A 20,741-nucleotide genomic window follows, 5' to 3' on the forward strand; every position below is an offset into this window, starting at 1 on the left:
ACCGGGCATGCTTGTGATCATGCCGTCTGAGAACACCGCCGGCTCGGCGCGCAACCCGTTCCTCGAGCCGAGCACCCTGCCGTACGAACTGCCGCCGTTCGACCAGATCGACGACTCGCACTACCTGCCCGCCTTCGAGCAGGGCATGGCCGAGCAGCTCGCCGAGGTCGAGGCGATCTCGAGTGATCCCGAGCCGCCGACGTTCGAGAACACGCTGGAGGCGCTCGAGCGTTCCGGCCAGTTGCTCGGCCGGGTCTCGCTGGTGTTCTTCGGGCGGGCCAGCGCCCACACCAACCCCGCGATCTCGGAGGTCGAGACCGAGATCGCGCCCCGGCTGGCAGCCCACCGCGACCAGATCTACCTCGACCGCCGGTTGTTCGAGCGGATCAGCGCGCTCTACGCCAACCGCGACGGTCTGGACGCGGAGTCGAGCTGGCTGGTCGAGCGCTACCACACCGACTTCGTACGCGCCGGCGCCCAGCTCGACGACGCCGGCCAGCAGCGGCTTCGCGAGCTGAACGAGGAGCTGTCGGCGCTCTCCACGAAGTTCAAGGAGAACCTGCTCGCCGACACCAACGCCTCCGCCGTCGTCGTGGACGACGCGGCCGAGCTCGACGGCATGCCCGACGACTCGATCGCCGCCGCGGCGGAAGCGGCCAAGGACCGCGGCCTCGACGGCAAGTACGTCCTGTCGCTGATCCTGCCGACCGCCCAGCCCCCGCTGGCGTTCCTCACCAACCGCGACGTGCGGCAACGCATCTTCGAGGCCTCGGTCGCACGCGGCGGCCGCGGCAACGAGTTCGACACCCGCGAGGTCATCACCAAGGCCGTCGCCGCGCGGGCGGAACGCGCCCGGCTGCTCGGCTACACCGACCACGCGTCGTACGTCATCGAGGACAAGACCGCGCGCACCGTCGACGCCGCCAACGACATGCTGGCGCGGCTCGCGCCGGCCGCCGTCGCCAACGCCAAGGCCGAGGCAGACGCGCTGAACGAGGTCGCCGGCCGTGCCGTCGAGCTGGCGCCATGGGACTGGGCGTTCTACTCCGAGCAGGTCCGCCGCGACCGCTACGAGCTGGACGAGTCGGCCCTGCGCCCCTATTTCGAGCTCGACAAGGTGATCAAGGACGGCGTGTTCTTCGCCGCCGGCCAGCTCTACGGCCTGACCTTCACCGAACGCCACGACCTGCCGACCTACCACCCCGACATCCGGGTCTTCGAGGTGTTCAACGCCGACGGCCAGCAGCTCGGCCTGTTCCTCGGCGACTACTACGCCCGCGAGTCCAAGCGCGGCGGTGCCTGGATGAACAGCTCCGTGCGGCAGTCGCGCCTGCTCGGCCAGCCGCCGGTCGTGCACAACACGCTCAACATCACCAAGCCCCCGCCCGGTGAGCCCACGCTGCTGACGTTCGACGAGGTGCGCACGCTGTTCCACGAGTTCGGGCACGCGCTGCACGGCTTGTTCTCCGACGTACGGTATCCCCGTTTCTCGGGCACGAGCGTGCCGAGCGACTTCGTGGAGTACCCCTCGCAGGTCAACGAGATGTGGCAGATCTGGCCGTCGGTGCTGGCGAACTACGCCGTCCACTACCAGACCGGCGAGCCGATCCCAGCCGAGCTGGTGGAGCGGCTGGTGGAGTCGCAGCTGTGGGGCGAGGGCTTCCGGACGACGGAATACCTCGCGGCCTCACTGCTGGACCTCGCCTGGCACCGCCTCGGCCCGGACGACGTACCGGCGCCGGAAGAGGTCGAGGAGTTCGAGCGCGCGGCGCTGGAACGAGCGGGCATCGCGGTCGACCTGGTGCCGCCGCGCTACCGCACGACATACTTCTCGCACATCTTCGCCAGCGGCTACAGCGCAGGCTACTACTCCTACATCTGGAGCGAGGTGCTCGACGCCGACACCGTCGAGTGGTTCAAGCAGAACGGCGGGCTGCTGCGGGAGAACGGCGACCGGTTCAGGCGGGAACTGCTGTCGCGCGGCGGAAGCCTCGACCCGATGGACGCGTTCCGCAACTTCCGCGGCCGCGACCCGGAGCTCGCACCCCTGCTGAAGCGCCGCGGCCTCGGCTGACCACTTGCTGCGAATGACCACGTTAACCACGGCTTTGGCTGGTTAACGTGGTCATCAGGACCTTCGCCACGCCATTAGGTGCTTCGCCACGCTCCGGGGCGTGGTTAACCAGCCAATTGCGTGGTTAACGTGGTCATTCGCGGTCGGGCTCGGGCGGTTGCGGCGGCCGTCCGAGCGAGGGAATGGGAACGTAATGCGGCTGTCCGGCGCACCCTGCACCAGTACGCGGACCGGTGCAGGCTCAGCGGAGCTGACGGCGGTCACGCAGCCGGGAGAGGCGGCGACGCTGGGTCTCGTCCAGCATGAAGTAGCCGACTACCGGTGCTGCCACGATCGCGACGAAGATCAGCGCGGTCAGCCAGCCCGGCAGCGGCAGCCACCAGGCGACCAGCGCCACGCCGATGCCGCCGAGAACATATTTCGTACGGTTGCTCATGCCTCAAGAGTCCAGCACCAGCCTGTGGAAAACCTCAGGTAGACCCCTGACTCACCCCTGGACAACCACTGGTGACCCGTTGTAGGTCAGCTTCCAGTCGGTGTGGAAGAACGTCGCCGGGTCGATCGTGCCCGTGGTGCTCACCCAGTCGATCAGCAGCTGCCGGATCTCGACCTGCCGGTTGTAGAGCACCTCAGCGGCACTGATGCCCGGAAAGTTGCCGCCGCCTGACTGCCGGTAGTTGTTCACGGCCAGCGCGAACACCTGGTCGTCGGCGACCGGCACCCCGTCGTAGGTCAGGGCGGCGATCCGCGAGCCCACCGGCTTGCCGAGGTCGATGTCGTACGTCAGCGGTGCCGCCAGCCCGCCGATCACGTCGTAGTTGTAGTCGGGCGTTCCGTTCGGCGCGTTGGGCGTCGGCGCGTTGGTGAGGTCGTCGGGCGCGTACGGACCGGTCGAGGTCGCCGGCTTGAAGTACTCCGCCGACTTCTCGAGGTACGCCTTCACCTGCGCGCCGGTGAACCGCACCGCGAGCAGGGTGTTGTCGTAGATGTACAGCGCCGCCACGTCCCGGACGCTGACGTCGCCGGCCGGGATCGCCGCCGCACGGTTGAACGGCGCCGCGATCGACAGCACGGGAAGCGAGGCGTTCGACGTGCCCGCCAGCGCCTGCCGCACGGCGTCGCCCTGTACATGGTTGATGAAGTCGAGCGCCGCGGAGTCCTCGTAGCGCGCGGTCGCCGCCGACATCGCCTCCTTGCACTGGCCGACGACGGAGTTGACGTACGTCACGACCTTCTGGTGAGAGGCGGTCAGCAGCCGGACGATCGCGGGGTCCTCCGGCGCGGTGTTCGACTTCAGCACCTGCGAGCGAGTGCCCACGACCTGCCAGCCGTGGAACAGCGACCACCGCAGGTCGAGCTCCTGCACCGACAGGCGTTTGCCCCAGTACAGCGGCTCGGTCAGCAGGACCTGCCTGCCGGTCGTCTTGTTGGTGACGTACCGCTGCGCGATCTCGACGTGCGCGTGCCCCACCAGGATCGCGTCGATGCCGGGCACCTCCTCCGCAACCAGCGTCGAGGCGTTCTCCGGCCACGGCAGTGCGTCACCGTACGACGACGAGGTGTCGGCGCCGGAGTGCGCCGCCACGATCACCACGTCGGCACCGGCCCGGCGCAGCTTCGGCACCCACAGCTTCGCCTGCTCGACCAGGCCGGGGAACTTCAGCTTCCCGTCGACGTTGGCCTTGTCCCAGATCGCGATGCCCGGGTTGGTGAGCCCGAGGATGCCGACCTTGACGGGGAACAGCGAGCCCGCCGGGCGGACGGTCTTGATGACGTACGGCGGGAAGACCGGCTCGCCGGTGTCCCAGTCGACGGCGTTCGCACCGAGCAACGGGAAGTCCAGCTGCTTCTGGAACGTACGCAGCAACGGAACGCCGTAGTTGAACTCGTGGTTGCCGAGCGCGGCCGCGTCGTAACCGATCACGTTCATCGCGGCGGCCATCGGGTGCGGCAGTTTCGCGGTGATCGGCTCGACCTTGGCGTAGTAGTACGCCAGCGGCGTGCCCTGGATCGTGTCGCCGGCGTCGAGCAGCAACGTGGTGCGCCGGCCGCGCTGCTCGCGCATCGCCTTCACCAGCGTCGAAATCTTGGCCAGGCCGACGTCGTCGTGCGCGCTGTCGTCGTACTCCCGGTTGGCGAAGTAGTCCCAGTTGAGGACGTTCCCGTGCAGGTCGGTCGTGCCCAGCACGGTCAGTGTGAACCGGTTACCGAGCGACGTCTCGGAGTCTGCCTTGTCCGTCTCCGCCTGCGCCGGATCCGGGCGGAGGCCCGCCGTCGCCAGAACGCTCGCAGCACTTGCCAGGACCACTCGCCGTCCGACCGCCACGCGTACCCCTCCCGACGCTGTTCACCTGATCAAAGCCGACGGATCACAGTACGCGTCGAAAAGTGGCCGTGTCCACATCCGGCGATGGTAGGGCTAGCCCCCGGTTGGATCCGCTGGACAGCGGGATCGTCCAGGTCACGTCACCGCACGTACCTTTCAAGACATCAGCACTCCCGGCGTACTACCGAGAGGATCCCCAATATGCCGCCTCCCCCAGGTGTAGCCACGCTCGATCCGCCAGAGAGCAAGCCAGAGACCAAAGCGGGCACCGTCGCCGGTCGCGCAAGCGACTACACCGCTCTGTCCAAGCTGATCAAGGACGCGGGGTTGTTGGAGCGCCGGCCGTTCTACTACGTGGTGCGGTTCACGATCGTGCTCGGCCTCTTCGCCGGCGGCTGGGTCGCGTTCGCGTTGCTGGGCGACTCGTGGTGGCAGCTCCTGGTCGCCGCGTTCATGGGGATCATGTTCACGCAAGTGGCGTTCCTCGGTCACGACGTCGGTCACCGTCAGGTGTTCACGTCCAAGCGCGCCGCCGAGGTGACGGGGTACCTCCTCGGGAACCTGGGACTCTGCATGTCGTACGGCTGGTGGATCGGCAAGCACACCAGGCACCACGCGAACCCCAACCACGAGGACGAGGATCCCGATGTGGCTGTCGGCGTGATCGTGTGGTCGGAGGACCAGGCCGAACTCCCGCGCAATCCGGTGGGCAAGTGGTTCGCCGCCCGGCAGGCGTATCTGTTCTTCCCGATCCTGCTGCTGGAAGGGCTCCAGCTGCACGCCCAGAGTTTCCGTTCGCTCACGGATCCGGACGTCAAGCGTAAGCGGCTCGAGGCCGCACTGCTCATCCTGCACGTCGTCGCCTACGTCACGGCGCTCTTCCTGGTCCTCTCCCCCGCGCTGGCGATCGCCTTCATCGCCGTGCACCAAGGGATTTTCGGGCTCTACATGGGCAGCTCGTTCGCGCCCAACCACAAGGGCATGCCGATGGTCGACGAGAAGATGGACTTCCTGCGCAAGCAGGTCCTGACGTCGCGGAACGTACGCGGAAACGTGATCGTCGACTACGCGCTCGGTGGACTGGGCTACCAGATCGAGCACCACCTGTTCCCCAGCATGCCGATGCCCAACCTGCGCAAGGCGCAGCCGTTGGTCAAGGAATACTGCGCATCGATCGACGTGTCGTACACCGACGCCAGCGTGATCGAGTCGTACGGGCAGATCCTCAGCTATCTCCACGAGGTCGGGGCGCCGTTGCGCCGGCCTCGTTCTGAGCAGGCGGCTCGATAGCCTCCGCGCCGGCCCGTTGCTGCAGCAGCTCGCGTACGTCGTCGATGTCCTTCGGTGACGTACGCGACGCCAGCCAGTACATGATTCCGGTCGGCACGAAGAACAACTGGAACAGGGCGAGCCCCAGCGCATAGTTGAGCGGTGGCGGGAACGCGGCCTGCAGGCCGCGGAACGCGACCGACACCAGCGAGTTGCCGGCGGCTCGCCCGATTCCGTTCGCCAGGTTTCCGGCGCTGTAGATCGTGCCACGGTGTTCCGGCGGGTTGACGTCGGAGATCAGCGCGAACCAGTTCGGGGAGTTCGCGCCCGTCAGCGCCTGCGCGACGAACGCCAGCACGAAGCTGACACCGACGATCGGTACGGTGAAGACGCTCAGCAGCACGGTCCCGACGACCGAATCGCCTTCCTGCATGGGGTTCAGCGGCAGTGGCAGGAAGAACAGCCCGACGTAGAACGGGATTCCGCCGAGGATGCCGACGGTGGCGACCAGGGCGCGGCCCCTTGGCGTACGCCGTTGCAGGCGGTCGCCGATCAGTCCGCCGACGATCGACAGCACGCCGCCGAGTGAGAACAGCGTGGCGAACAGCCCTCCGACCTGGATCGCGGTCTGCTCGTCGAAGCCCTGCGCCTCGGCCTTCGACTGGAACAGCCGGGGCAGCCAGACCAGCGAGCCGAACACGACCTGGGCCGTAACGCCTTGCAGGACAAGCCAGACGTTGGTCCAGCGGCTCGCGATCCCCTTCAGGTCGGCGAGGCTGATCCGGTGCTTGTACGTGCCGCCGGACTCGAAGATCGCCTTGAGCTCGGGCTCGCTCTCGCCGCGGCGTACGTCCGCGGTGAACACGTAGGCGAACGTCGCCGCTACACCGACGATCGTCAGCACCCAGAACGGCCGGCGCCAGTCGGCCGCGCCGAGCAGAGCCGAGAGCGTGGTGCCGAGCAGCGTTCCGACGCCCTGGGACAGGCCCCACAGGCTCATCACCAGACCGCGGCGCTTCGGCGAGATCAGGTCGCTGACGACCGAGAAGCCGACGCTCCCGACCGCGCCGATGCCGATCGAGGCGAGCATCTGCGCGCCGAAGAACGCGACGTAGTTGGCGGCCAGCGCGGTGCCCGCGGTGCCCGCCGCCCAGATCAGCGTGCCGGCCATCAGTACCGGCTTGCGATTGGTGCGGTCACCGGTGTAGGCCCAGCCGACGGCCGCGACGGCGGACACCAGGAAACTGGCCGCGGTGATCACGCCGACGGCACCTTCGCCGACGCGCAGGTCGCGGGCGATCGGCTCGTACAGCGGGGGTACGAGCACCGCGGCGATGTTGTCGACCGAGGCCAGGATGATGAAGACGACCACCGTGTAGAGGCGGTGCAGGGCGTTCACGGCACCATCTAACCAACAAGCACGCCAACCAGGGTTCATTCGAACAGGCGCACGCCTGGCGTGGGACGCCGTTCCGGGGGCCCGCGCCCTTCAGCAGGTCGAGGGAGCGGCGACGGTCCACGACCGATCCAACGATTCGCCGGATTCCGGTGTCAGGTCCGATCGGACAAGCTTCAGGGCAGTTGCTCAGTCGAGCGGCTGTGCGGGGCGCGACTCGACGGCGATGATCTGCTCGTTCGGGTAGGCGTTGAGGTTGGCGTCGAGCCAGTTCTCGTCGTCGCGGAGCTGGTGGAAGCGGAACGTGCCGTTCGTCTCGTTGACCGCGGTGATGCAGCAGATCGCTGGCTGGCCGCCCAGCTGCTCGGCCTGCTGCTCGGCCAGCTCGCGTACGACCCGGGACAGTGCGATGCCCTGCTTCAGCATGAGCACCTGGTCCTTCGCGCCGATGTGGGGCACGTTGTCGTCGTCGATCTCGACGTAGACGTCCCGATGGTCCTCCAGATGCCAGGTGTTGCGCTCGACCTCGCGGCCGGTGAGGTCCGGCGCCTGGTTGGAGGCGTCGAACGAAACGCCCGGCACGTACAGGCCGCCGGCGTCGTCACGGGCCAGGCCGGAGGTACGGATGCGGGTGGCCAGTGGCTCGATGTCGACGTCGTCGTGGTCGAAGGCAAACCCCAGCGCCTTGGCCGCCGCGTCGTTGGCGCGGATGGCGATCACGATTCGGGACCCGCTTCGCCGGCGTCGGACCCGGAGTCGGAGCCGGAATCCGAGTCGGACTCGGTGTCGGACCCGTCGTCGTCGAGCTTGGGCTGGTCGCCCTTGGGCTCGGCCGCGACTCGCAACGTGACCGCGCTGCCGAGGGGTACGAGCGTGCCCGGCCGCGGATCTTGTTCGACGACCGTTCCGAACGGCACGCCGTCCGGTGCCGCGATCCGGCGGCGCTTGACCTGGAAGCCGGCGCGGACGAGCCGGCCGCGGGCCGCGCCCGCACTGAGTCCGATGACGTCGCCGATCTCACTACCGGCGACCGAGACCACCAGGTCGACCCGGCTGCCGAGCGGAACCTTGGTGCCCTTCGCGGGCTGTGTCTCGACGACCAGCCCGCCCTCGCCCTTGACCAGACGGGTCAAGGTGAACCCGACCCGCAGGCCGGCGTCGGTGAGCGCCTCCTCCTGGAGCTGCCTGGGCTCGCCGACCAGGCAGGGCACGCCGACCAGCTCGATCGGATCCGGCCCCTGCGACTTCGGCGCGCTGATCCGCTCGGCCCGCTCCGGCTTGGCCGCGACGACGGTCTCAGCCTCAGCGGCGGTGTCGACGCCGGCGCCGGCGTCGGTCTCGGTTTCGGCCGCGGCCTCCGGCTCGGACTCCTCCGCGGGCTCGGGCGCCGCCTCTGGAGCCTCGCGAGCCTCTGGGGCCTCGCGGGGTTCACGAGGTGGTGCGGGCGGAGCCGGCTGCGGTACGTACGGCGCGCGCATACTCTGCAGGCGTCGCAACCCGAAGGCGACAAGAACCACCAGTGTGGGCACCAACAGCCAGAAGAGCCACCGCCGAGGACCAGGCTCGGCACCGGACGGCTGCGCAGACTCCGACATCACCGCTCCGTAACTTGAGTCGCACGCCATGAATGGACGTTCGCTCAGCTTACCGGCGTACTCCTTCGGAACGGCCAACCACCGCTAACCACCCGTACGCCGGCCCGCCCAGGACCAGGCGTAGACGCCGTCGTCGCTCTCGCGGCCGGCTTCGCCGAGCTCCAGCGGCCGGAACGTGTCGACCATGACGGCCAGCTCCTCGAAGCGCTCGGCGCCGAGCGCTGCCTCGATCGCCGACGGCTGCGGGCCGTGGGCGTATCCGCCCGGATGGAGCGAGATCGATCCCAGTCCGATGCCCGAGCCCTTGCGCGCTTCGTAGTCGCCGCCGCAGTAGAACATGACCTCGTCGCTGTCGACGTTGGAGTGATAGTAGGGCACCGGGATCGCCAGTGGGTGGTAGTCGACCTTGCGTGGGCAGAAGTTGCAGATCACGAAGTTGTAGCCCTCGAAGACCTGGTGCACCGGCGGCGGCTGGTGGATCCGGCCGGTGATCGGCTCGAAGTCGGCGACGTTGAAGGTGTACGGGTAGAGGCAGCCGTCCCAGCCGACGACGTCGAACGGGTGCGTGTCGTAGACCAGGCGGGTGCCGACGATTCCGCCCGGGCCGTTGCCGCGATGCTTCAGCAGCACCTCGACGTCGCGGCCCTCCTCCAGGAACGGCTCCGCCGGGCCGTGCAGGTCGCGCTCGCAGTAGGGCGCGTGCTCGAGAAACTGGCCGTAGCGCGAGAGGTACTTCTTCGGCGGCGCGATGTGGGAGTTCGCCTCGATCGCGTAAGCCTGCAAGGGCCCGTCGCCGGTGGGGATCCAGCGGTGGGTCGTCGCGCGCGGGATCATGACGTAGTCGCCGGTGCGGGCGTCGAGGACGCCGAACACCGTTTCGACGCGGGCCTCCCCGGCTTCGACGTAGACGCACTCGTCGCCGATTCCGTTGCGGTACAAGGGGGATTCCGCGCCGGCCCACACGTAGGAGATCCGGACATCGCCGTTGCCGAGCAGCAGCCGGCGGCCGGTGACGGGGTCGAGTGCCTTCCAGTCCGCGTCGGCGTAGAGCTCGTGGAGCTTGAGATGCCGCGGCTTGAGCGGATGGTTCGGCTCGGTGCGCAGGTCGGGCAGCTCCCACACCGTCGAGTCGACGATCGCGGAGGGGACGCCGGTGTGGTAAAGCAGGGACTCGTCGGAGGAGAAGCCCTCCTCGCCCATCACCTCTTCGTAGTACAGGCCGCCGTCGGGCTTGCGAAACTGGGTGTGTCGCTTGGGCGGAACCTCGCCCACCCTGCGGTAGTACGTCATGTCCCGACCCTCCATTCCGGTCGCGTTCGATGTCAACCGAATCGATTTCCACTATGCATATTGCCCAATTGACGGAGTACAGTGCTGGCAAATGAGCAGTACGCAGTCGTTCGAGTCGGCCGGTCCATCGTTCAGCCCCTGGTTCGCCGGTCTGGTCGACGATGCCGCGCTGTTTCCGCCGGGGAACGCGCCGATGGCCGGGGCCGTGCCCGCGCACGGACGCCACCGTTCGGCCGCGCATGCCGGCTTGGTCGGGCCGTTCCTGTGCCCTGACCAGCGGCTGCCCGAGCTCGGCACCGCGTTGTCCAGCCGGCCCGCGCCGGACGAGCCGTTCGCCATCGGCCTGATCGTCACCGGCGGAGCGGGCGCGATCGCACCGGCGCTGACCTGGGCTTCGCGTGACTCGCGGCTGCGGCTCGCCGCCGTCGAGGTCGCGCTGCGCGACGAGCCCGACCCCGGACGGAACGCGCGCCGGGTCGCCTACGCTTTCGACGCCGTCGACCGGCCGGACGGCATGGTGGTCTGCATCGAGATCCCGCGGGCTGAGCGCTGGGAGACCGCACTCGACGTGGTCGCGGAGAACGGCCACCGCGCCAAGCTGCGTACGGGCGGCGCCGACGCGTCGGCCTATCCGAGCGAGCAGGAGGTGGCGCGCTTCATCCTGGCCTGCCTCGACCGCGAGGTGCCGTTCAAGTGCACCGCCGGCCTCCACAACGCCGTCCGCCACACCGGCGACGACGGCTGCGAGCACCACGGCTTCCTCAACATCCTGCTCGCCACCCGCGCCGCCCTCGACGGCGCCGGCGAGGACGATCTCGTCGCGCTGCTCGCCGACCGCGACGGCGAGGCCGTCGCCCGCAAGCTCACCGACGACGAGGCCCGCGCCGAAGCGACGCGGCGGTGGTTCACCTCGTTCGGCTCGTGCAGCGTGGACGAACCGCTCGCCGACCTCACCGCGCTCGGGCTGCTCAGCCCGCGGCACTGAGCGAACGCGCCAGCCGGAAGCCCACGTCCTCGATGCGCAGGGTGGGGTGGCTGCGCCGCCGCACGGAGGCGCGGCAGCTCCAGTGCTCGTCGAACCAGCCACCACCGCGTAGCACGCGGTACGTGCCGTAGACCTCGGCGTCGTAGACGTCCCAGCACCACTCCCAGACGTTGCCGAGCAGGTCGTAGAGCCCCCAGGGGTTCGGCTGCCTACCACCCACCTCGTGGATGCGCTCCCCCGAATTGCCCCGGTACCACGCGATCTCGTCCAGCGGGCCGTAGCGTGGTCCGATCGTTCCGGCCCGGCAGGCGTACTCCCACTCCGCCTCGGTCGGCAGCCGGTAGCCGTCGGCGCTCGCGTCCCACACGACTGACTCGGCGGCGGCAGCATCGGCGGCGTCGTCGTGACGGTAGGCCGGAGTCAGCCCGTCGCGTTCGGACTGTGAGTTGCAGAAGCGCACGGCGTCCAGCCACGAGACGTCGACGGCCGGCGTGCGATCGCCTGCGACTGACGTGTAGACCTCGCGCGTGACCGGAAACGCGCCGAGCTCGAACGCCGCAAGCGACACCTGCCACCTGCGTCGCGTCCGGCGGTCGGACAGTGTCACGTGACCCGCCGGCACGGCGATCAGCGGGACTCCCTTACTCACGAATAGGTGATCCTACGTTCGGGCTCAGGGATGAGCCATTAAGGGTAGGGCTGGCCGGAGGGTTAATCCGGGGCTGCACCTGATGGGATCGCACGCGCGAAATTCATAGCTTTATTGCCGTGAAGACGCGACTGAAGTCGTTCATTCTCGCCGGAGTCCTGGCGATACCACCGGGTGCCGCTGCACAGGTGGCGACGAACGAGAGTGCCGGCCACCCGGCGCTCGAACCTCTTGCTTACACGCAACGCATCGACCATGGCCGCCGGTTCCTGGCGTACGACCGCCAGGGCGACGGTCGCGTCGTCGAGGTGCTCGGCGACCTGCGTACGGCACAACGCGTCGCCGTCGTCGTGCCAGGCTCCGGTCACCGCCTCGGCAACCTCACCACCAGCCGCTCAGGGGCGGCGCCCCGGCGGAACGGCGAGGCTCTGCTGGCCGAGCTCGAACGTCAAGCACCACAGGCGACTGAGCTGAATGATGCGGCTCCGCCGCGTGTCGCCGTCGTGATCTGGACGGGGTACGACACGCCGGAACGGGTCAACGTCGACGCCGCGCGTTCAGAACGCGCCATTCCCGGCGGGCGCGACCTGGCCCGGTTGACCAAGTTGCTCACCCGACTGGCGCCAGCGGCGGAGACCATCACGCTGACCTGCCACAGCTACGGCAGCGTCGTCTGCGGGCGGGCCGCACCGGCCGCCCGCGCCGACAACATCGTCGTGGTCGGCTCGCCTGGAATGGACGCCGGCCGGGTTTCGGACCTGCGTACGAAAGCGCACGTGTGGGCCGCCCGTACGGCCGACGACCCGATCCGTTTCGTACCCGACGTGCGGGTCGGCGGATTCGGGCACGGCGAGGATCCCAGCAAGCCGGGATTCGGCGCGGAGGTATTCCGTACCGGCGAAATTCACGCCCACGACAGCTATTACGAGCCCGGCTCGGAATCACTGGCCAATATCGCCCGCATCGTGCTGGGCCGAGACGACGAGGTAACGAAGAAATGAGTGCCGTCACCTTTGTGGAGAAGGTCGCCGCGCAGACGCCGGCGAACCGCGACCGGGCGATCGACGGGCTGCGCGCCCTTGCCACGCTGGGCGTTGTCGTCGGGCACTGGCTGGTCGGCGTACTCGTCCTGGCGCCGGAGGGCGCCCTGCGGATCGCGAGCCCGCTGCACCGGCTGTCCGCGCTGGCTCCGGCGAGCTGGTTCCTGCAGATGCTCGGATTGTTCTTCCTGGTCGGCGGATACTCCGCGGCGCTCAGCCTGCGGCGTTCGTCGGAACGGGGCGTGCCTTACGGCGACTGGCTGCGCAGCCGGTTCGTCCGGCTCGGGCGTCCGGTCGTCGCGGTCGTGGCGCTGTCGGCCGCGGCGCTGGCGGCGCTCGGGGTGCTGGGCGTGCCTGCCGGAACGCTGCGTACGTGGATCGTGTTGCTCGTTCAGCCGCTGTGGTTCATCGGCATCTATGGCGCGATCACGCTGCTGACGAAATACGCCGTCGTCGCCGATCGCAAGCTGGGCGGGTGGGCGGCGGCGCCGCTGCTCGCGACCGTGGCGGTGGTCGACGTACTCCGCTACGGGCCCTGGCAGTCGTCGATGCCGTCGTGGGTCGGGCTGATCAACCTGCTGCCGGGCTGGTTGTTCGCTTACCAGCTTGGCGTCTCGTGGGCGTCCGGGCGGCTGCGCCGGGCCGGCGGGTGGGTGCTGCTGGTGGGCGGCGTCGCGCTGTTCGCGTTGCTCATCACGAAGTTCGGCTACCCGACGAGCATGGTGGGCGTGCCGGGCGCGGGGCGTACCAACTCGCACCCGCCGTCGCTCCTGGTGCTCGCGCTGGCCGCCGCCCAGTCAGGAGCGGCGATCCTCCTGCACGGGCGGATCAACCAGTGGCTGCGCCGGCCCCGGCTGTGGGCGGGCGTGGTCGTCGTCAACCTGTCGGCGATGACGATCTTCTGCTGGCACCAGATCCCCCTCGTCCTGGTCTCGATGGTGGGCGGCGTCGCGGGTGGACTGCCCGGCCTCAACCAGCTCCCGTCCGGCCCGTGGTGGGTGCTGGAACGCCTGGTCTGGCTGCCGGTCATGGCGGTCGTGTTCGCCGGCATCATCGCGGCAACCCGCCGTTTCGACGCCCCGTGGACCGGCCTCCCGCGCGGCTCGCGAGTGGTGGCCGGTGCGCTGGCCGTCGGCTTCGTGGCTACGGCGGTGGCGCTGTACTGAGGACGCCGACACCCCGCTTCGCAGGGCGGCTAGATGTCGAAGGCGGGACGGATGCTGCCGGCGACCTCACCGAAGCCCAGCCGGGTGCCATCCGCGTCGGCTGGGGCGGTGGCGGTGATCACGAGCTCGTCGCCGTCTTCCAGAAATGAACGCATGGTGCCGTCGGCCAGGGGCAGGGGGTCCTTGCCGCTCCACGACAGCTCGATCAGGCTGCCGTACTCCTCCCGCGAAGCCCCCGAAACGGTGCCAGAGGCCAGCAGGTCGCCGGTGCGCAGGGCCGCGCCGTTGGCCGTGAGGTGGGCGAGCAGCTGGGGCGGCGTCCAGTACATGCCGCCGTACTGCGGCCGCGAGATCACCTCGCCGTTGAGCGAGACCTCCAGCGACAGGTCCAGGCCGAAGTTGCCGACCCCGCGGAGGTACGGCAGCGGCTCCGGGTCCTGCGCGGGGACGGGCAGCAGCGCCGCCGACAGGGCGTCGAGCGGCACGACCCACGGCGAGATCGACGTCAGGAACGACTTGCCGAGGAACGGGCCGAGCGGCCGGTACTCCCAGCCCTGGATGTCGCGGGCGGTCCAGTCGTTGACCAGCACCACGCCGAAGACGTGATCGCGGAACGCCGAGACGCTCACCGGCCGTCCCGGCGACGAGGGTGCGCCGACGACGAACCCCACCTCCGCCTCCAGGTCCAGCCGCAGGCTCGGCCCGTACGACGGCAGCGACTCCCCGGGCGCGATCCGCTGGCCGCAGGGCCGGTGGACCGGCGTGCCCGACACCGACACCGTGCCGGCCCGGCCGTGATACCCGACCGGCAGGTGCTTCCAGTTGGGATTCAAAGGCTCCTCGTGAGGCCGGAACATCCTGCCGAGGTTGGTCGCGTGCTGCTCCGAGGCGTAGAAGTCGACGAAGTCCGCCACATCGAACGGCAGATGCATGCGCACCGAGGACCGCGGGATCAGCCACGGCTCCACCAGTGAACGAGCGCCCTCGTCGGTGAGCCGTCCGATCAGCCAGGCCCGCGTGTCGGTCCAGGCCGGCCGCCCGTACGCCAGGAACGGGTTCAGCGTCGGCGCCGAGAAGACGCTCGCGAAGTGCGCCCACTCACCGCCCGCCGCGAGCGGGGCGAGGTCGATGACGTAGTCGCCGAGAGCCACGCCCACCCGCGGCGACTCGTCGGGCAGGGAGAACACGCCGTACGGCAGGTTCTGCAGCGGAAACGGCGACCCCTCGGGGACGGGCACCCAACTCGTAGCGTTCACGCCGGTCATTCTGCACGACAAACGCGACGGCCGGAGCCCGCGAAACGCGGACCCCGGCCGTCAGAAAGCCAACCCGCTAGACGCCGTGCAACCTCGGCACGTCGGCCAGCAGGCGCTGGGTGTACTCGTGCTTCGGATTGAAGATCACGTCGTCTGTCGGACCCTGCTCGACCATCTCGCCCTGCGACATCACCAGCACGCGGTCGCTGATGTAGCACGCCTGCCCGATGTCGTGCGTGATGAACAGAATCGTCATGTCCATGTCCCGGCGAAGGTCGGCCAGCACGTTCAGGATGTTGGCGCGCAACGACGCGTCGAGCATCGAGGTCGCCTCGTCAGCGACCAGGATGCGCGGCCGCATCATCAACGCGCGCGCGATCATCACGCGCTGCCGCTGACCACCCGACAGCTGGTGCGGCCACTTCGACAGCACCTCGTCCGGCGTGAGTCCGACATGCTCCAGCGACTCGCGCATCAACGAGTCCGTCCGCTGCCCCATACCGTTCGAGAGCAGCTTCAACGAACGGCTCAGCACCCGCTCGACCGTGAAGAACTGGTTGAACGCGCTGAACGGGTCCTGGAACACCGCCTGCACGTCGCGCCAGTACGGCCGCAGCGCGCCGCCCTTGAGCTTCGTGACGTCCTTGCCGTCGAGCGTGATGCTGCCGGACGTGGGGTCCAGCAGCCGCAGCACGAGCCGCGCCAGCGTCGACTTGCCGCTGCCGCTCTCACCCACGATCGTCACGATCTCCTTGTGGTGCAAGGTGAACGAGACGTCATCGACAGCGCGGACGGCGTTCTCACCGTGCCCGAAGACGCGAGTCACGTTACGGGCTTGGAGGAACGCCCAGCCCTGTTCGCTCACTGCTTTACCTCCACCGGCTCATCCGGGTGCTTGTCGGCCCACCAGCAGGCGGAGAACCGGTAGTCGTCGCCGACCTGCGGTGGCTCCTCCGTACGGCAGACATCCATGACCAACGGGCACCGCGGGTGGAACCGGCAACCCTGCGGCGGATTCATCAGGTTCGGCGGCGAGCCGGGAATCCCTTGCACGCGTACGCCGCGCATGCGACGTTCAGGCACCAGCACGGCCGACAGCAGCGAGGCGCTGTAGGGGTGCCGGGACTTGTTGATGACGTCCTTGGTGTCGCCCACCTCGGCGATCTTTCCGGCGTACATGATCGCCACGCGGTCGGCGATCGTGTTGAGCACCGGCAGGTCGTGCGTGATGAAGATGATGCCCGAGATGATCTTCTGGGACAGCATCTCGCGCAACATCTCGATCAGCACTCGTTGCGAGGAGACGTCGAGCGCCGACGTGGGCTCGTCGGCGATCAGCAGCCGCGGGTCGAGCAGCGTCGAGATCACCGCGACCACGCGCTGCTTCATGCCACCGCTCAACTGGTGCGGATACTGATCCATCACGCGCGACGGCAGGTCGAGCTGTTCGAGCCGTTCGCGAGTGCGCTGCTCCGCCTCCAGCCGCTTGATGCCCGGCTCGTGCGCGCGGATCACGTCGTAGGCGAAGTCGCGGATCCGCAGCGTCGGATTCAGCGAGTTCATCGCGCCCTGCGGCAGCAGCGAGACGACCTTGCCACGCCAGGCCCGCGGCGGCCTGCTCTGCGGCCCGAGGTCGATGACGTCGCCGTCGACCTCGAGCTCACCGCTTTGTACGTACAGCGGCGAACGGACGTTGAGCGACAAGATGGAACCGAGCGTCGTCTTCCCGCAGCCGGACTCGCCCGCGATGCCGAGGACTTCACCGTCACGGATGTTGAGCGAAACGTCGTCGACGGCGACCACGTCCTTGGGACCGCCCGTGCTGTACGCCGCGCGCAGACCCGTCGCCCGTAGCAACGACTGCGTGCTGATTGCCGTCCAGGTCATCGGTCAGCCCCTTGCCCTTGGAGATTGCCCGGTTGTTCGAGCCCTGCCTCGGCCTCCGCGGTCGGAGCCACGGTCGCCCCGGTCGGAGTGATGGCGGCCGCCGGGCGCACCTTGGTCGTGCCTCGGCGCAGCCGCGGGTTGAAGACCTCGTCCAGGCTGGACTGCAGCATCAGCAGGGAGAACGCGACGAAGGTGAGCAGCAACGTCGGCGGAACGAACGCCCACCACGCGCCAGTGCGTACCGACTCGCCGACGATCGCCCAGTTGAGCATGATGCCCAGCGACACCGAGTTGCTCGGCCCGAGACCGATCAGCGCCAGCCCGGCCTCGGCCAGGATGGCACCCGAAACCTGCAGCACGAACGCCATCGCGATGTAGGAGAAGACGTACGGAAGTACGTCGACCAGCACGATGCTGAACGTGCCCGCGCCCGAGAGCCTGGCCACATCCAGGTGTTCTCGCGCTCGGAGGCTGCTCGCCTGCGCGGCGACCGCCCGGGCCACCCAGGTCCAGCTCGTGACCGCGATGACAATCGCCATCACGAAGATCGAACGGGAGTTCAGCGCGACCGAGAGCAGGATCAGGATGACGATCGCCGGGATCGCGATGACGACGTTCGTGAGCCCCATCAGGAGGTTCTCGAGCCAGCCGCCCTTGTAGCCGGCGACCAGGCCGATCACGCTGCCGACGATGGTGGCGAACGTACCCGCCATCAACCCGACGAACAGCGACGTCCGCGTGCCGAACATCAGGTTGGTGAAGACGCTGTGCCCGAAGTTGTCCGTGCCCAGCCAGGCCGCACCGGACGGCTTGTCGTACAGCCCGCCGACGACGGCATCGTGCTGGCCACCGAACACGAACGGCCCGAGGATCGCGAACGCGAGGATCACGATGGTGAACACCCCGGCCACATAGAAACGCGGGGTGAAGTGGAGCTGCTTCATCAGCGTTCACCTTCCTGTGCGGCCCGGATCCGGGGATCGACGAATCCGTATGTCACATCGATCAGGAAGTTGGCCACGAGCACGAAGACCAGGATCAGCAACGTGATGGCTTGAACCACCGGATAGTCCTTCTGGCTGATCGCGCCGAACAACAGGCTGCCGATCCCCGGATAGGAGAACACGATCTCCGTGATCAGTGCGCCGCCGACAACCGCTCCGATCGCCACGCCCAGGCCACTGACCTGCGGCAATGAAGCGTTCCGGAAGATGTACCGGACGATCCGGGAGTCCGGCAGGCCGAGCCCTCGGCTGTAGTTGACGTAGTCCGAGCCGAGCTCGTAGATCGCCATCGATCGCATACCGACCGCCTGCCCGCCGACGAAGATGATCACCAGTGACAGGAACGGCAGCCAGTAATGCTGCAGCACGTCGACCATGAACGCGGCTGACAACTCCGGCGCGACGCCGAACGAGTAGGCGCCGCTGGCCGGAAGGTACGGGATGTAGACCGCGAACAGGTAGAGCAGCAGGATCGCCAGGCAGAACTGCGGCATCTGCGAGAAGAACAGCGAGGCCAGGAACGCGCCCCGGTCGAAGAAGCCGCCCTTGTACGCGGCCACCGCACCGATGATGTTGCCGACCAGCCATCCGATGAGGACGGCCGGCAACTGCAGCGCGATGCTCCACGGGAGGGCCTGAGAGATCAGGCCCTCCACCGAAGCGGGGTACTGGGAGAAGGACGTCCCGAGGTCGCCCTGGAACAGGTTCCCCAAGTACGTGAAGAACTGCTGCCACATGGGCTTGTCCAGACCGAACTCGTGGACGTAAGCCTCGTAAATCTTGGTCAGCGCCTCACCTTGTGTGCCGCCCCGGCCCAGGTTCGACACGATCGTGTCGACCGGGTTGCCGGGCATCAGACGCGGCAGCAGGAAGTTGAGGATCACGGCCACGACCATCGCGCCGAGGTACCAGAGCGCCTTGCGGGTGATGTACTTGCCCAGACCCATTTGTGCTATGCCCTCTTAATCTTCGAGAGCCAGTTGACTCCGGCACCTTGGAACATCGGCGGCGCGTAGTCGTTCTTCTCCGTCGGGAAGTTCGTCCAGGTCATGGTGTTGAACTCGTAGAACTCCAGCGGACGGTACATCAGCGGGATCATCGGCGCGTTCTTCATGAAGATCGTATCGAGCTCGGTGATGTAGCCCTTGGCCTCGTCGTCGCTCTTCGCGTTCGCCAGCTTGTCGATCAGCGGACCGACCTTCGCGTCCTTGAACCGGCCGTAGTTCCAGAACGCCTGCTGACCGCGCTTGGGCACGCCGCGGTCTTCGAGCACGTCACGGAACCGCTGCCACGGCGTCGCCGCACCCACACCGGTGACGTACCACAGCGTGAAGTGGAAGTTGCCGCTGTTGACCGAGTCGGTGACGGCCGCCTGGTCGGGGAAGTTCGGCTGGATGTCGAAGCCGGCCGCCTTGGCGTTGGTGCCGACGATGTTGATCGCGGCCTGCCAGTCGGACCATCCGGTCGGTGTCTGTGCCTTCCACGGGCCACACCGCGTGCCGTCCTGCAGCACCCAGATGCCGTCCTTGCCCTTGGTGGCCTTGACCTCCTCCTTCATGATCCGCTCGGACTCGGCGGGGTCGTACTTCCAGCCGTTCTTGTCGACGTTGGCCTGGTCGAAGAACTTGTCCTCGCCACCGCCAGGGATGACGATGCTGGAGTTGGCCGGGATCGAGTAGCGCGACATGGCCTTGCTGGCGATGTCCTTGTAGTCGATGGCGAACGCGATCGCCCGGCGCACGCGCGGGTCGTTGAGGCCCTTCTCCTGGCAGTTGACGACCAGCATCGGAATGCTGCCCGGAACGTAGTAGGGCTCCTTGGCGAACCAGGTCGCGACGGGGCGCTTCTTGTCCTCCCACATCTTCCAGATCTCGGACGTGAACTGCTGCATCACGTCGATCTTGCCCTGCTCGAGCGCGAGGTTGCCGGCAGCGTTGTCCTTGAAGATCGGGTGGACGATGTACTTCGGCGCCGGCTTGCCGAACACCGTGTTGCCCCAGTAGCTGTCGTTCCGGACCAGGGAGATCTGCTGGTTGTTGAAGGCCTCGACCTTGAACGACCCGGAACCCACGGGCTCGTTGTTGGGGTGCTCGGCGATCTTCTTGGACTTGTCCGCCTCGTACTTCGACCAGATGTGCTCCGGCAGGATCCAGCTGGTCGCCAGGCTGTTCTTGACGATGCCCGGGTTGAGCTTCGCGGCCTTGAGCTTCACGGTGACGGTCTTCTCGTCGGTGGCCGTCACGCTGTCGACGTAGTCCCACATCGACTTGTCGAGCTCGGCATGCCGCTTGGGCAGCTCGAACGAGTAGGCGACGTCCTTGGCCGTGACCGGCTTGCCGTCGGACCACTTGGCGTCCGGCTGGATGGGCAGGACGAACGTTGTCTCGTCGGGCGTCTGCACTTCGGTGGCGAGCCCGGGCTCCAGTTCGCCGGAGAGCAGGTTGTAGCGCAGCAGCGTCTCGTAGATCAGCTGCATGTTGTTGCCACCGCTGGGCCAGCCAGGGCTCTGGGCGAACGGGTTGAACGTCGTCACGGGCCCCCACTGGAAGCCTGCGATGAATAACGTCTCGCCGGACTTACCCTGCCGACCGGCGCCCTTACTCCCTGACTTGGGTGTTGTGCCGGTGCCGCCGCCACAGGCGGCGAGTCCGGCGCTGCCGAGCCCGGCGGCGACGCCAAGCAGCGACGAATTGATGAGGAACTGGCGGCGTGTCCTACGAGGCTGCTCCGCCTTGGCGAAATCGGACATTTTCTACGCTTTCCCTCCACAGCAACGGTGATCCGCGCTGGACTTGTCAGCGAAC

Annotated in this window: 18 protein-coding genes; 5 read left to right on the top strand and 13 right to left on the bottom strand. The window is 67.9% G+C overall.

Going from position 1 to position 20,741, the window contains the following annotated elements:
- Positions 1–19: 19 nt before the first annotated feature.
- Complete coding sequence (locus ACYVF6_RS30525) at positions 20–2,074, top strand: M3 family metallopeptidase (RefSeq protein ID WP_460526079.1); 2,055 nt, start codon at positions 20–22, stop codon at positions 2,072–2,074.
- Between the two features lie 241 nt (positions 2,075–2,315).
- On the opposite strand, the gene ACYVF6_RS30530 is transcribed toward ACYVF6_RS30525, so the two are convergent.
- Entirely contained in the window at positions 2,316–2,510 is a 195-nt protein-coding gene (locus tag ACYVF6_RS30530; RefSeq protein WP_460526080.1) for a hypothetical protein, read from the bottom strand.
- A gap of 51 nt (positions 2,511–2,561) precedes the next feature.
- Positions 2,562–4,400: a bifunctional metallophosphatase/5'-nucleotidase gene (locus tag ACYVF6_RS30535; RefSeq protein WP_460526081.1), complete on the bottom strand. Its 1,839-nt coding sequence runs from the start codon at positions 4,398–4,400 to the stop codon at positions 2,562–2,564.
- A gap of 201 nt (positions 4,401–4,601) precedes the next feature.
- Between ACYVF6_RS30535 and ACYVF6_RS30540 the strand changes: the two genes are divergently transcribed.
- A complete protein-coding gene (locus tag ACYVF6_RS30540; protein WP_460526082.1) occupies positions 4,602–5,690 on the top strand; it encodes a fatty acid desaturase family protein in 1,089 nt (362 codons plus the stop codon).
- Here ACYVF6_RS30540 and ACYVF6_RS30545 read toward each other — a convergent pair.
- The 4 genes from ACYVF6_RS30545 to ACYVF6_RS30560 all read right to left on the bottom strand — a co-directional run bounded on the left by ACYVF6_RS30545 (position 5,626) and on the right by ACYVF6_RS30560 (position 9,950).
- Positions 5,626–7,068, bottom strand: coding sequence for an MFS transporter (locus ACYVF6_RS30545; protein WP_460526083.1), 1,443 nt, complete (start codon positions 7,066–7,068; stop codon positions 5,626–5,628). The two genes, ACYVF6_RS30540 and ACYVF6_RS30545, sit on opposite strands and share 65 nt — an antisense overlap.
- Positions 7,069–7,254: 186 nt before the next feature.
- The gene (locus ACYVF6_RS30550) at positions 7,255–7,785 is read right to left on the bottom strand and encodes a hypothetical protein (RefSeq protein ID WP_460526084.1); all 531 of its coding nucleotides are present in this window, start codon (positions 7,783–7,785) and stop codon (positions 7,255–7,257) included.
- Positions 7,782–8,660 (bottom strand): PASTA domain-containing protein, encoded by an 879-nt coding sequence (locus tag ACYVF6_RS30555; protein ID WP_460526085.1) that lies wholly within the window; start codon positions 8,658–8,660, stop codon positions 7,782–7,784. The genes ACYVF6_RS30550 and ACYVF6_RS30555 overlap by 4 nt, the downstream gene beginning before the upstream one ends.
- Before the next feature lie 84 nt (positions 8,661–8,744).
- Positions 8,745–9,950 carry a homogentisate 1,2-dioxygenase gene (locus ACYVF6_RS30560; RefSeq protein ID WP_460526086.1) on the bottom strand — a complete coding sequence of 402 codons (1,206 nt, stop codon included), beginning with the start codon at positions 9,948–9,950 and terminating at the stop codon, positions 8,745–8,747.
- 91 nt (positions 9,951–10,041) lie between these two features.
- Between ACYVF6_RS30560 and ACYVF6_RS30565 the strand changes: the two genes are divergently transcribed.
- On the top strand, positions 10,042–10,935 hold the full coding sequence (locus tag ACYVF6_RS30565) for a hypothetical protein (RefSeq protein ID WP_460526087.1): 894 nt from the start codon (positions 10,042–10,044) through the stop codon (positions 10,933–10,935).
- Here the strand turns inward: ACYVF6_RS30565 and ACYVF6_RS30570 are convergent.
- Positions 10,919–11,584 (bottom strand): formylglycine-generating enzyme family protein, encoded by a 666-nt coding sequence (locus ACYVF6_RS30570; RefSeq protein ID WP_460526088.1) that lies wholly within the window; start codon positions 11,582–11,584, stop codon positions 10,919–10,921. The two genes, ACYVF6_RS30565 and ACYVF6_RS30570, sit on opposite strands and share 17 nt — an antisense overlap.
- A gap of 119 nt (positions 11,585–11,703) precedes the next feature.
- On the opposite strand from ACYVF6_RS30570, the gene ACYVF6_RS30575 reads away from it, so the two are divergent.
- Together ACYVF6_RS30575 and ACYVF6_RS30580 are read left to right on the top strand one after the other, a co-directional pair.
- Positions 11,704–12,585: an alpha/beta hydrolase family protein gene (locus ACYVF6_RS30575; RefSeq protein ID WP_460526089.1), complete on the top strand. Its 882-nt coding sequence runs from the start codon at positions 11,704–11,706 to the stop codon at positions 12,583–12,585.
- Positions 12,582–13,790 carry an acyltransferase family protein gene (locus ACYVF6_RS30580; RefSeq protein ID WP_460526090.1) on the top strand — a complete coding sequence of 403 codons (1,209 nt, stop codon included), beginning with the start codon at positions 12,582–12,584 and terminating at the stop codon, positions 13,788–13,790. Before ACYVF6_RS30575 ends, ACYVF6_RS30580 begins: the two co-directional genes overlap by 4 nt.
- A 29-nt stretch (positions 13,791–13,819) precedes the next feature.
- Here ACYVF6_RS30580 and fahA read toward each other — a convergent pair whose 3' ends face one another.
- The 6 genes from fahA to ACYVF6_RS30610 all read right to left on the bottom strand — a co-directional run bounded on the left by fahA (position 13,820) and on the right by ACYVF6_RS30610 (position 20,470).
- Positions 13,820–15,046, bottom strand: coding sequence for a fumarylacetoacetase (fahA, locus tag ACYVF6_RS30585; protein ID WP_460526091.1), 1,227 nt, complete (start codon positions 15,044–15,046; stop codon positions 13,820–13,822).
- A 76-nt stretch (positions 15,047–15,122) separates the two neighbouring features.
- Positions 15,123–15,911, bottom strand: coding sequence for an ABC transporter ATP-binding protein (locus ACYVF6_RS30590; RefSeq protein WP_460526092.1), 789 nt, complete (start codon positions 15,909–15,911; stop codon positions 15,123–15,125).
- The gene (locus ACYVF6_RS30595; protein ID WP_460526093.1) at positions 15,908–16,933 is read right to left on the bottom strand and encodes an ABC transporter ATP-binding protein; all 1,026 of its coding nucleotides are present in this window, start codon (positions 16,931–16,933) and stop codon (positions 15,908–15,910) included. The genes ACYVF6_RS30590 and ACYVF6_RS30595 overlap by 4 nt, the downstream gene beginning before the upstream one ends.
- Positions 16,930–17,877 (bottom strand): ABC transporter permease, encoded by a 948-nt coding sequence (locus ACYVF6_RS30600; protein WP_460526094.1) that lies wholly within the window; start codon positions 17,875–17,877, stop codon positions 16,930–16,932. Before ACYVF6_RS30600 ends, ACYVF6_RS30595 begins: the two co-directional genes overlap by 4 nt.
- The gene (locus ACYVF6_RS30605) at positions 17,877–18,884 is read right to left on the bottom strand and encodes an ABC transporter permease (RefSeq protein ID WP_460526095.1); all 1,008 of its coding nucleotides are present in this window, start codon (positions 18,882–18,884) and stop codon (positions 17,877–17,879) included. The genes ACYVF6_RS30600 and ACYVF6_RS30605 overlap by 1 nt, the downstream gene beginning before the upstream one ends.
- 5 nt (positions 18,885–18,889) lie before the next feature.
- Entirely contained in the window at positions 18,890–20,470 is a 1,581-nt protein-coding gene (locus ACYVF6_RS30610; protein ID WP_460526096.1) for an ABC transporter substrate-binding protein, read from the bottom strand.
- Between the last annotated feature and the right edge of the window lie 271 nt (positions 20,471–20,741).

It is taken from the genome of Flindersiella endophytica (assembly GCF_054779015.1).